Source organism: Legionella nigrisilvae (genome assembly GCF_977063395.2).
In genome coordinates, this window is record NZ_CDRUGZ020000042.1 from 340,849 (window position 1) to 353,443 (window position 12,595).

The following is a 12,595-nucleotide window of genomic DNA, read 5'->3' on the forward strand; positions in this document are numbered from 1 at the left end:
GAAGAAAACAACCAAATTGTCTCGATTTGATACGTAGCAATTTGTTTTCTTATGCTCAAGTTACTTTGTTTCGTCTTTAAGTTTTTTACGACGAATAAGTTCTGCTTCTGAGGGTTTATCCTGTGCGAAAGACCCTACCCTAACCTCTCCTGCTCGCGCATAAGAGGCAACAATAACCCCACTTGGGGAAACTCCACTTTCCAACAATTTGAACCCAGCCGGGAGCGTACCTTTATCAAATAGACGTTTGCCACCTCCAAGCGTGATAGGAAATATTTTTAGCCAAAATTCATCGATGAGGTCCTGCTCCAGAAGTGTTTGAATAAGAATACCGCTACCATAAATTTGCAATTCAGGCCCGTCCTCCGCTTTAAGCCTTCTAATTTCTTCATTAATGTTTTCATTGATAAGTACAGAATTCGGCCAACTAAGAGTCCCAAGCGTTGTCGAGACAACGTATTTTTTTACACGATTGAATTTATCTGCGATCGGGTCATCTTTTATAGGGCCAATAAGCAGCGAATATCTCATAGGTTTTTCTGCCAAGCAATAAATCAAAGGGGTGTCCCATTTGTTTGTCCATCACTTTGCCAAGGAACTCCTCAAAATAAGGAAAGACCCAGCCTCCATGTTTAAATCCTCCCGTGGGATCTTCTTCTGGGCCGCCAGGAGCCTGCATGACTCCGTCAAGAGTTATAAATGATAAAACAACTATCTTTCTCATACTATTTTCCCTCATAACCTAATGAGAATACGACATTGAATTTCCTTAGATATATCATTAATTCTTATCTATGGAAACTTGGTTTTCGCAGCGTCAATATCGATTTCTAGAAAATTATTAATTTTAATTATTGCTGGACTTACAGGCTTTGAAAACTGAATATCAATATTAGTTTCTGCATTAGTTGCTGAATTGATTTCTGAAGTTCTAGTTACTGTAGTTTCTTCGCTTAGTTCCAAAGGGATCTTCTCTGCACTTGTTTTTTCTGAAGTTAAATAAAATATCATGTATTGTAAGGTTGCTTTAATCGATAATTCTTCATAAATTCTTAAATACAAGTATAAACCTTGTAAATATCCGTCAACATGGTGACCAATTTGGGCGTGACAAAAAATACAAGGCTCTACCAGACTGATCGTAAAATGCATGATCATTTTTTTGATCATTTTTCCTGCCGGATTTACTGTCGTGGTTATCGTTTCTGTAAAAAGTTTTTGGTAAATATAAAAGGTCTTGTCTTGTTCAGGGTCATAATAAACACCTTTCCAAAATTCTCCCTCTTCAAAATCAGCATCTTTAATTAAGTCATTACCATACAAGAGTTCAACTAGGTATTTTAAATGCTCAAATTTACCAGGCTTGCAGTATTGAATCGTCACAATTTTATCTTTCTCAATCGCGATCTCCTTGCCGTTTATTTTGAACGCCAATAAGGCTGTTTTGTTCAATAACTTATCTTCAGGAATTTTAACTTCAAAGAACCCATTTTCCTCGACATCAGAAAACTCTAATGGAATAAATTGAACCGGTTTGTTAATGGTCACATCTTTAATATTAATCTTCTCCACATGAAGATAAATACCCTGGGTACTGCTGGTTAAACCGAAATTGGACTTAACACGGGGTATTTTATCAATGGATCTTTGAGGATTATTCGGATCTTGAACTTGTTCCCAAATATCAAATGGCGCATTAACAAATTCAATGCCAATGGCTCTGCTATTAGTAATTTCCCCATGAGGAACATTGGCCGCGATATCAACCATTTGAAAGATAGTTCCTTTGTTATCCTTAATATTGCCAATCAAAAAGTGTGCGGGCACATTGAAAGCAGCTGAAGCATCCATGTTCATACCGGCTGTTTCGTGTAAAAGAATTTGCGTAGGTCTGCCGGCTCCTCTGGTAGATAAGCTTTGTAAGTTAGAATTTTTCCAATTTTTAAAATTAATATTCGTATCAGTAATGGGATATTCTTCAGTAAAAGCAACCAATGTATTTTCATTAGCCGGTTTATATTCAGAATATTTTCTTTGCGTTACCTTATTGGTGGCATTACTCCATACCAGTGCTGATTCACTTTCTACTGAAATAACATAATTGCTATCTACTTTTAATGGACGATCGTTATCAATTGGAAAGTCCGTGATATTAGGCTGATTTCTATGAAGTTCGATATACCGTTGAGCAAGAGTACCATGAACTTCAAATACTTCCGGATTTTTGGTCATATCATAATTTTTCTTATTAAAGAAAAAAACAACATAGTGGCGATCAATTGCTGACGTATTTTCATAGGAATCCACTCTAAAATATCCTGATTTTGAAATCAGATTAATTACATCATCTTTTATAAAATGCTTCCCCGAGGAAAAAAACTCATTTTCAGCATCATCAAAAGCATTGCTGACTTCCTCGCCATAATTATCCATTTGACGAACAGCAGGTGCTACTGGGCCGACCATAATCGAATTCCCCTCTTTTAAATCAACTTAAATCACGACTCAATTGTGCTCTATAAAACTTTCAAAAAATAAATAACTTGTTTATACCGGAGGTTCCTGTCTTCCCGTAAGAGGATTATAAGTGACCTTAACGGGTACTACCTGATCCGTAGGCAGTATTTCTATCCATTGATCAAACACCTGAAAATTTCTATCAGGATTATTGGGATCAGGATTCCCGGGATCATAACGAAAGCTTCCTTGCAGAGGATAAAAGCCATATTCATAGACTTTATCAATCGGGGTTGCTGAAACTTTATCATCATCATGAATTTCTGCCCCTTTAGGATAATGATCCGTTTTATTGGATTCTTCATGTTTTTGTGCAACTTGAGTACACAAAAAGCGAATGGCATCATTAATAGTTACTTGGGTATGGGATCCTACTTCATCCGCCGGATCAATCGCCAATAATTTAGCTTTGATTTCGTCCAATTCAGATTGTGGTGCGGCATATGCAGCATCCAAACCATCAGCCCCTTCCACATTGACATTTTTTAACCAATTTATCGCTGCACGTTCTTTGCCGGGACGAATGGGGATAACTGCCTTTACCCAAGGCGCATTGAGAAATGCATTTCGCAAATTATCTCCATCCAATTGCAATAACCATCCAAGAGAACTTCCCATTGGCGCGGGTTGTGACTTATCAGTAATTAAATAATTATCTTCTCTTGCCACATTATCTGACCAATTTACCGAGTCCGCGGTCAAACTTTGAAAATCACCTACTCCCAAATATTGACTGAATTTTTTACGTGGTTTCCACCATTCAGGAGCAACAAAATAAAGCATTTTATTGACATCAAAAATAGAATTAATTAATTCGGATAATACATGTAAGGTTTTAGGTTCTGTTTTTACCTGATAATGAATATCGGTCATCAAGGATTTAATCAAACGACGATAAACAATAATACGTTCTTCTTCTCGTAAATCTTCATATTTACGTTTGGTAATATTGCTCGCCATCTCGATTCGTTCTTTAGCAGCGGCCAGAAAAGCTTGTCGCGTTTTCTCAGCATTAGCAATATCAATATCAACGGCTGCAGCCTTTTTGGACGCATTACTTGCAGCAATTTCAGCAAGTTTTGCTGCTGAGGTAGTGTAATGCAGTGTCCCTCCTACAACAAAATCAATTCGCTCATCCCATTCCAATCCGTCTGGTGCAGTGATAACCCCTATTTCAATTTGTGAAAAATCTGGAGTAAATTTGCCATTAAAAGCCCAAATTGCATTTTCAGAATCTTCACCACTATGTGAGACATATTTAATATTAATATAACGATCAGGATAATTTGATTTTTGCAGTTCAAAACCATCAGGAGGAGGTGGAACTTGAAAAGTAGTCAAGGGAACAAATCCTAATTCAGGAAAATCTTTATTATTCTTTCTGTTATCACCAAAATCCCAAACAGCTTGCGCAGTAAAATTAGTTGATGTATCCGGAGGAGGTACAGTTTCTGTTATGACTGGTTTAGGAATTAAATCAGCAGGCTTGGCAATATGCACTAATGTAGACAATCCTAAATCCTCACCGGGTTCATCGACAAAAGTTTCCCAACATAAAAAACTACCAATATCCTGAACCTGTACCCCCACCTGACGCATTTTTCTACGTAATTCATAATTAATCAAATCAGGGGTATTATTGGATAGAACATAACGTTTGCTAGAAGTATTCATTTCTTCAGTGATGGTTTTAAAGGTAGATTTGAAATTTTCCCGAATTTCTGAAGAAAGTTTTTGCGTTTGTTCACGCATTTTTTTATGCGTTGTTTCTCGTGCTGTCTGTTGCGTTCTATCCATATTTAAACTACCCGTAGCAGAAGCACTGCCCGTTCCCCATGATTGGTTAACAGTAGTTGAAAAACCTAATTTTAAATCGTTTTTATTCTCCTGTTTTACAGCTTCGCTGATTTCATCTTGATCAGTGGTGCTTTTTTCCGTCTTTGTAATCGATTCATATTCAGTTTCATATGTTTTTTCAGTAATTGTTTTCCGTGTACTCATTTCAATGAGCTCTACTGTGGATCCTGGGGCTAACCAAACATGACCTGTCGGTGAGCCAAGAAACGTATCAAATTCAAAAAAATACTGTCGAAATAAGTGTACGATACCTAACGGTGATAAAGAGACATTATCGATATCTTTTTTAGGATCAAACGTCAGGTAGGGGTCTTTGTAATCCTCAGAATAGTTCTTTACAATGGCCCAAAATGCTTCCTTGCTGTTGTATTTGGCATTGGAATAAAATATTTTATTCAATGGAGCAACAGATTGATTATTAACCAATTCCATAATAACTCTTGCAATAATCGATTCAATTTTCAATTGAGTAACAAGTTGCTGATAAAGATCTTCCTTACGTTGCATAACCCGTTGAAATTGTCCGTCATTCGTCTCGCCGGGATTCGATCTTAAAGTACCAACCCGCTCACATTTATCATGGAATTCTTCCTTATAATAGTTGAAAACATGTTCATGAAGGATACGTTTTAAATCATTATCCGCAATAAACTGACGCCATTCATCAACATTTTTAACTATTTTTTTTTGTAATCTTCTACGCAGCTCTTGTAATAAAATGGAGCGTTGATTAAACAATTTACCCGAAGGTGAGAACTCCCCCAAATCAAAATGAGGATTTTCTAACAGGCAACTCCGTAAATCAACGTCTGCTATGGATGTTTCACTTACAAAATGTTTCGTCAGCTGATCCAGCAAAAATTCATTTTGTAACTGGGCAAATTTCTCTATACGCTTCAATATTCTTTTTGATTTCCAGCCAATTAATGGTTGATATACTCCAAACATTTCACTCGAATAAGGAAGAATATTCTTGAATTGATCATAATTGGTTATTTTTTTCATGCTGATAATCCTCCATGATTAATCGCATTACTTATGGGTTGGACAACTTATTTGTGGTATCCTATCCATTAAAATTAGTTCAAAATAATTCCATTTTCCACACTTTTTAAGCTAAATTCAGAATTTATCTGAAATCTTTCGATCCAAAGTTTCAATCCAATTACTAGGACTTTCTACTTTGCTTCTTCTAAGATGATAAAAACTATGCAAATGCCCAGGTAATTTGTCCACCTATTGCAGTTGTTTGGGTATGGGTATGTCCTTTAAGAGCAGTCAACGGAGTGATAAGGTTCACTGACATCGGGTTAAAGAACGAATGTCCCACCCCAACATCATATCCTAAGTGCTCATCTTGTTGATAATGAGCCCCTACAGCCAAAATGGTAGCGCTACCCACAGGATCAGCAATACCCCTGTCTCTATCATTTGAGGGAGTGCTCATAAATTGAAGCCCGCCACGGAATAATATTTTTTCAGTTGCCTTATATGTAGCCCCAACTGCATAATCAAAACAATTGTGATAATTAAAAGGAATTGTAACTGGAAGTGTTATTCCCATCGGCGTTTGCGTATTTTCCATGGTTATTTGTTTAAAGGTACTCCAATGGGTGTAAAAGACAGTGGCCATTCCTGTCCAACGTTTTGTGAAATCATGTTGCAAACTCAATTCGCCTCGGGCGGGTAAAGCCGCTTTTGTTTTTTGTTGATTGGTACTGAAAACGACAACTTCGGGTCCTACTGCAGGTGCATGAACCGTACTATCTCCCGTTGTAGTAAGGGAGATTCTAGAATAATAGCTTAAACCAATCCGGGTTTCGGGTGAAAAATCAAATAAAGCCCCCCCATGCCAGCCATACCCCCAGCCACTTAAATGATTTTCTAGTCTTGAATCAAAAGGAAAAGAAACAGGAGGGCCATACATATTATTTAGGGTGAATGACAGATGCAGCGCATCGAATCCCGCTCCAAGAGAAAAACGATCGGTTATTTTTACCCCTAAGCTTGGACCTGCATCAATTCCCACAACTTGAGCACGCGTAGTAGCATAACGCGCTATAGCGGAACGTGTAGAACCATAATTCGTACCCAATCCAAATGGAGTCGTTAAATTAAAACCAAAAGAAAGGCGCTGGTTTAAAGGGGCAGAATAATAAAATGAAGGCAGAAAAGCCTTAATTTGGCTCTTTGCCTCACCAGATTGAACGACAGGGAATGGAAAGGGAAATGTTGGGGTCGTTGCAGTTCCTGTGAATCGAGCCGTGCCTATTATACCCAATGCATTACCGACTATTTGTTGATGAGTCAGTTTAACTAGCCCCGCCGGATTTGTATACGCCGTACTCGCATCACTGGCTGCAGTAGCCCAATCGGCATAAGCCACTCCTAATCCTGCCGTGTTCACAAAAGGCAGATTAAAATCGGACGTCGCTAAGACTGGTGAAGCCATGAAGAATGAAGAAAGCGTTAGGTATAAATGAGACCGACGCACGTTTTACTCCTTTAAATTTTACTATCCCTTAGTAAATTGATAATTAGTTCTATTTCTTCTGTCATCGGCCTACAGTGTTCTATTCTTGGAGAATACTGACGAACCGTGTGATAGATAGATTGAGCTTTTTTACTTGCTTTTTCAATACCCCGTAACTCAAGTGCCTGTGTTGCAGCGAGAAACAAAATTGCGGTGAGACGTTCCAAATTAGCAACTGATTCTTGAAAATCAAAAGCAGCATGAGTTCCTAAACTATTCACATCCTGATTATCACCCTCCGTAGGTAAAGTAAATGACTGATGTGATTGGGCAAATTTACGATTTTGTACTGCAAGTGCTGCTGACAACAACTGCATGGAACGAAAGCCATTATGCGTTTCTGGATTTGGTACTAAATTCACTGGTAAATTATGATTCTTGCGGGGATGAACTAAGTTTGCAAGGAGTGCATGCATCCATGTAGAAGCCTGGGCAATATTCATTTTTAAAATATCACACGCATCCGTGATATAATAGCCCATAAAATTTGCACTATGATGAATATTATTCGCAGCAACATCAATGACAGGATTATCATTAACAGAGTTCATTTCATTTTCTATCCATCGAATCGCACGTTCTAAGTTTTCTTGAAATGGGCCAAATCCTTGAGGAACCGAACGAATAGAATAATAATCTTGCACTGGTTTATAGGTATAATCGGTTGTGCGCAATTCATCTAAATCGGTCAATAACTGACTTCCTTCCCAGAAGTCAATAAAAAATTGATTAATGGCCGTTTCGCCTTTTTGATTTTTCAGTTGATGCACCATTGGATGATAAGCACTACTTATTACCAGTAAAGACTCTAAGGTCATCGCAATTGCCGCTAACATTTGTTTGAATAACCGATGTAAGTCATAAACTGCCAAACTCGCGATTGCAGTCATAAAGGATGTACCATTAATGAGAGCAAGACCATCGCGCATGACAGGTTTATAAGCCTTAAGTCCAGCTAATTGAATTGCCTCCGGTGCCCGCATTACTTTATTTTGATAAATTACCGCAACGGGTTCTCCAATAAGCGCTGCAGCAATCATGGAAAGAGGAATCAGATCACCACTGGCGCCAATAGAACCATAACACCGAACCACAGGAGTAATACCCGCATTTAGAAAATCTAACAACGCGTTAATCAGGGCGGGATGCACCCCTGAATAGCCTTGCGCCAGACAATGGGCGCGCAGCATCATCGTCACACGAACGATATGAGGTGCGACAATTGCTCCCAAGCCGCAAGAAAGAGAGCGAATAATGTTTTCTTGTCGCTCATTAATTGATTCATAGTAATCCAGTTCTTCAGTATCTTTTATAGCGGCGTCGATATAGCGAACCTGATCCCCAAAATTTGTATTAACACCATAAATGGGAATTCTCGAATCAACATGAATTTTCAAAAATTGATATGAAGCTTCGATGACTTCAGTAGCCTGGGGTGGTAAAGCAACCGCAGATGAATAATGTGACACTGCTTGCGAAGAAGCAATGGTCAAGCGACAACCCTGGCCAATCGTGACAAGGGACAGGTCTTTTTCACTCGTGTTCGCTGTAGATATGTTGGAAGGATCAAGTAACTTTAAATGTTCCAAGCTTAACTCCATTTCTCATAAAATTCATCATGAATTGAACTTAGTGTGTTCTTTTTTGGAATACTTTTCAATAAAAACTTAATACTTTATTTTGAACGAGGCTTTAAGAAACCTAGGTGGGATATATCTCTTCACCTAGGTCAGCCTTATAACTAGAATGGCAACTCAAGTTTGGCATCCAATAAATGCATCTGTTTTTTGAACAACTCCTGAATTTGTTCCAAATTATGTTCATCTTCCGCTTCAAAACGAGCAACGAGACAAGGGGTGGTATTCGAGGCACGCAATAGCCCCCAACCCTTATCAAATTCCACACGTAACCCATCAATGGCAATAACACGTGCTTGAGGCGGAAATTCTGCCATTTCATTAAATCGTTTCATAAACTGGAATTTTTCATCATCCGCAATGGCAATTTTTAATTCCGGAGTATTAACACTATTAGGAATTACTTCAAATTGTTCACTTACGGTCTTATTCGAAGCACTAAAAATTTCGAGCAACCGACAAGCACTGTAGAGTGCATCATCAAATCCATACCAACGATCTTTAAAAAACAAATGGCCACTCATTTCCCCAGCCAAGGCGGCTCCTTCTTGTTTCATGATGTGCTTCACAATGGAATGACCAGTAGGACACATTTTTGCTACACCGCCCGCCTCTTTGATTACCGATTCTAAATGACTGGAGCATTTCACATCAAACACTATAGTAGCTCCGGGACGGCGTGTTAATAATTCCCGAGCATAAAGCATCATCAAACGATCAGGCCAAATCATTTCCCCTTTGTTCGTGACCAACCCGACTCGATCGGCATCGCCATCAAAAGCTAAACCCAAATCTGCTTTATGTATTGCTACCGCAGCTTTCAGATCAGCTAAATTAGCCTCGACAGTGGGATCAGGATGATGATTAGGAAAGTGCCCATCCACATCGCAATAAAGCTCAACCACCTCACAGCCTAATTCACGAAGCACTTGAGGTACAACAGGACCAGCGATACCGTTCCCGCAATCAACTACGACTTTTAAAGGGCGTTTAATTTTTATATCACTTATAATCCGTTCTTTGTAAGTAGGCAATATATCGAATGCGACATCTTTACCTTGGCCAGTGATGCGTTTTCCTTCATGAACCATCCGATACAAGACATCAATATCTTCTTGCATTAAAGTCTTACCCAACAACACCATTTTGATGCCATTGTAATTCGCCGGATTGTGACTTCCGGTTACCATCAATCCACAATCGATACTTTGAGTATGAACAGCAAAATACATCACCGGGGTAGGAACGGCCCCTAAATCAAGTACTTCAATTCCGCTATCGAGTAATCCTTGTTTTAAAGCTGAAGACATAGCCAAACTGGTAAGGCGACCATCTCGTGCCAAAAAAATTTGCTGACGTTGTAAATCACGTAAATAACAGGCTAACGCCAATCCAATACTGTAGAACGCATTTTCATCCAATTCCTGGCCAATTATGCCTCTAATATCATAAGCCCTAAATACAGAGCGAGAAACTTGCTTTTGCTGATAGTTCATTTTAATGCCTCCCCGAACTACCAAACCCACCATCCCCTCTAGAGGTTTCAGTAAATTCAGCAACTAATTCAAAAGCTGCTTGTACAACTGGAATAAAAACCAATTGCGCAATACGCTCTCCAGGGTTCACAGTGAAATGCTCCATTCCTCTGTTCCAACACGAAATCTTAAGTTCCCCTTGGTAATCAGAATCAATCAGTCCAACTAAATTACCCAAAACGATACCATTTTTATGTCCTAAACCCGAACGGGGTAAAATGACAGCCGCTAATTTGGGATCAGCAATATAAATGGACAGACCGGTTGGCAACAGCACAGTCTCTTGCGGTGCAATTTGAATCGGCTCATTCATACAAACACGCAAATCGAGCCCGGCTGAACCATCGGTCGCATAAGTAGGCAACGGAATTGTGTCTCCTATTCGAGCATCAAGAATTTTTAATTGAATCGCTTGCGTCATAATTTTTCCTATTAACATTAATGCGCATCATTTTGCAGAGTTGCAGCAATGATTGCAATGATTTGTCCTGCCAATCGCGTTTTATGGGTTAAGGGCAGCTCGATTTGTTTGCTTTTTGTAATCAAAGAAACTTGATTCACCTCACTTTCAAATCCAAGTCCTTTGCCTACTGCGTTAGCCACGATCATATCCAGTTTTTTATGCTGTAATTTTTCGGTGGCATAATGTAAAACATCCGTTGTTTCCGCAGCAAATCCAACTACATAAGACGCCTTAGCTGAATCCACAACACGACTTAAAATATCAGGATTCTTTATCAATTTTAGTGTCATTTCATCTTGATTTTTTTTCTTTATTTTCTCAGAAGCTGGTGACTCAACCCGATAATCGGCAACAGCAGCTGTTCCTATATATATACCATCTGCTGGCATTTCCCGCATTACAGCATCCAGCATTTCCTGTGCAGACTCCACTTGAATCCGCTTTATGGTCGCCGATGCCTGTAAAGAACTTGGCCCACTAATCAAAGTAACTTGTGCTCCAGCCATTGCAGCAGCTTCTGCTAGCGCATAGCCCATTTTTCCAGAGCTGTAATTGCTGATATAGCGCACTGGATCTATGGATTCACGGGTGGGTCCAGCAGTTACCAGTACTTTTTTTCCTGCTAACAACTGATGGACCTCATGTAAACGTAAAGCACTCATGATTTGTTCCACTTCACTTACCCGCCCAAAACCTTGTTCACCACACGCTTGAGAACCTTCTTCAGGCCCCACAAAAATAACACCGCGTGTCTGTAATAGCTTACAATTGGCTTGGGTCGCGGGATGAGCCCACATACTGCGATTCATAGCGGGACAAACCAGTACGGGAACTTCGGCTACAAGATATAAAGTAGAGAGCAAATCATCAGCGATACCTTGTGCTATTTTGGCAAGACAATTGGCAGAAGCGGGTGCAATTACCAAATAATCGGCCCAACGCGCCAATTCAATATGTCCCATAGCCCGCTCTGCCTGGGCATCAAATAAATTCGTACGTACCTCATTTCCTGATAAAGCTTGCATGAGTAAGGGACTAACAAATTCCTGGGCCGATTGGGTCATCACCACTTTAACCTCGGCACCGGCTCGAGTTAACTCTCGAATCAGGTAAGCTGATTTATATGCGGCGACCCCACCACAAATCCCAAGAAGTACTTTTTTCCCAATAAAATCTTGCATGGTTCAACATTTTTGATAAGAATAGCCTCGATCAAAGCATAAACTTCGCAATAAAGGAATAGAAAAATGACGATCGTCCAATCAACACGGCAGTTAGATCTGCGTGAAAAATTGCTTACCCATGGTGCACAAAGTCTTTCAGACCCAGAGTTACTCGCAATTTTTATCAGTTCGGGCAGTAATAAAAAATCCTGTGTTCAATTAGCATTTGATCTCCTCAAGCATTTGGGGGATTTACGCGCCATTCTTAATGCAGATAAACAGAGTTTCAAGCAGATACATGGTTTGGGAGACGTACGCTATGCCCAATTACAAGCAGTCAAAGAAATGTGCCGTCGCAGTGATTACATTCAATTGCAAAAAGACACCCAAATCACCAACAGCAAACAAACCTATGCTTATTTAAAAAAGCGGATGCGCGATTATAAAAATGAAACTTTTGCAGCTCTTTTTCTGGATAATCAACATCGCATCATAGCTTATGAAGAACTTTTTTCTGGCACAATCAATACCGCAACGATTCATCCCAGACCCATCATAGAACGTGTCTTACAACATAATGCTGCCGCCATCATCCTTGCTCACAACCATCCATCAGGTCTATCTGATGCAAGTCATCAAGATATTGTCGTCACCGAACGTATCAAAGAGGCCCTTGAATTAGTTGATGCTCGCTTACTTGATCATTTAATCATTGGTGACAATGAAGTGTACTCTATCTTCGCCGAAAGCAAATCAATATGCTGTAATTAAACCCCAGGTGGGGTCATGCAAAGCTTGGGATGAAACAAGGAAAGTAGAGAATTTATGAAGGAAAAGAGCTGAGCCCCAGAAGCAACGCTCAAGAGAACGTAGAGAAGGCAGCTACCATC

Annotated in this window: 10 protein-coding genes; 1 reads left to right on the forward strand and 9 read right to left on the reverse strand. The window is 39.5% G+C overall.

Features of this window, described 5'->3' with window-relative positions:
• Positions 1-60: 60 nt before the first annotated feature.
• The 9 genes from ACWTE2_RS29760 to coaBC form a co-directional block, all read right to left on the reverse strand.
• Positions 61-531, reverse strand: coding sequence for a dihydrofolate reductase family protein (locus tag ACWTE2_RS29760; protein ID WP_454785595.1), 471 nt, complete (start codon positions 529-531; stop codon positions 61-63).
• Positions 494-724 carry a dihydrofolate reductase family protein gene (locus ACWTE2_RS29765; RefSeq protein ID WP_454785596.1) on the reverse strand — a complete coding sequence of 77 codons (231 nt, stop codon included), beginning with the start codon at positions 722-724 and terminating at the stop codon, positions 494-496. The genes ACWTE2_RS29760 and ACWTE2_RS29765 overlap by 38 nt, the downstream gene beginning before the upstream one ends.
• A 68-nt stretch (positions 725-792) precedes the next feature.
• Positions 793-2,466 carry an N-acetylmuramoyl-L-alanine amidase gene (locus tag ACWTE2_RS29770; RefSeq protein ID WP_454785597.1) on the reverse strand — a complete coding sequence of 558 codons (1,674 nt, stop codon included), beginning with the start codon at positions 2,464-2,466 and terminating at the stop codon, positions 793-795.
• A gap of 81 nt (positions 2,467-2,547) precedes the next feature.
• A complete protein-coding gene (locus ACWTE2_RS29775; RefSeq protein ID WP_454785598.1) occupies positions 2,548-5,379 on the reverse strand; it encodes a peptidoglycan-binding protein in 2,832 nt (943 codons plus the stop codon).
• A 202-nt stretch (positions 5,380-5,581) separates the two neighbouring features.
• Positions 5,582-6,868 (reverse strand): OmpP1/FadL family transporter, encoded by a 1,287-nt coding sequence (locus ACWTE2_RS29780; RefSeq protein ID WP_454785599.1) that lies wholly within the window; start codon positions 6,866-6,868, stop codon positions 5,582-5,584.
• A gap of 11 nt (positions 6,869-6,879) precedes the next feature.
• A complete protein-coding gene (locus ACWTE2_RS29785) occupies positions 6,880-8,496 on the reverse strand; it encodes an HAL/PAL/TAL family ammonia-lyase (protein WP_454785600.1) in 1,617 nt (538 codons plus the stop codon).
• Between the two features lie 152 nt (positions 8,497-8,648).
• Entirely contained in the window at positions 8,649-10,040 is a 1,392-nt protein-coding gene (locus ACWTE2_RS29790; protein ID WP_454785601.1) for a phosphomannomutase/phosphoglucomutase, read from the reverse strand.
• Between the two features lies 1 nt (position 10,041).
• Positions 10,042-10,500, reverse strand: coding sequence for a dUTP diphosphatase (gene dut / locus ACWTE2_RS29795; protein WP_454785602.1), 459 nt, complete (start codon positions 10,498-10,500; stop codon positions 10,042-10,044).
• A gap of 17 nt (positions 10,501-10,517) precedes the next feature.
• The gene (gene coaBC / locus ACWTE2_RS29800) at positions 10,518-11,723 is read right to left on the reverse strand and encodes a bifunctional phosphopantothenoylcysteine decarboxylase/phosphopantothenate--cysteine ligase CoaBC (protein WP_454785603.1); all 1,206 of its coding nucleotides are present in this window, start codon (positions 11,721-11,723) and stop codon (positions 10,518-10,520) included.
• Positions 11,724-11,789: 66 nt separating this feature from the next.
• On the opposite strand from coaBC, the gene radC reads away from it, so the two are divergent.
• Positions 11,790-12,476, forward strand: a complete 687-nt coding sequence (gene radC, locus ACWTE2_RS29805) for a RadC family protein (RefSeq protein ID WP_182392481.1) — start codon at positions 11,790-11,792, stop codon at positions 12,474-12,476.
• Positions 12,477-12,595: the final 119 nt, after the last annotated feature.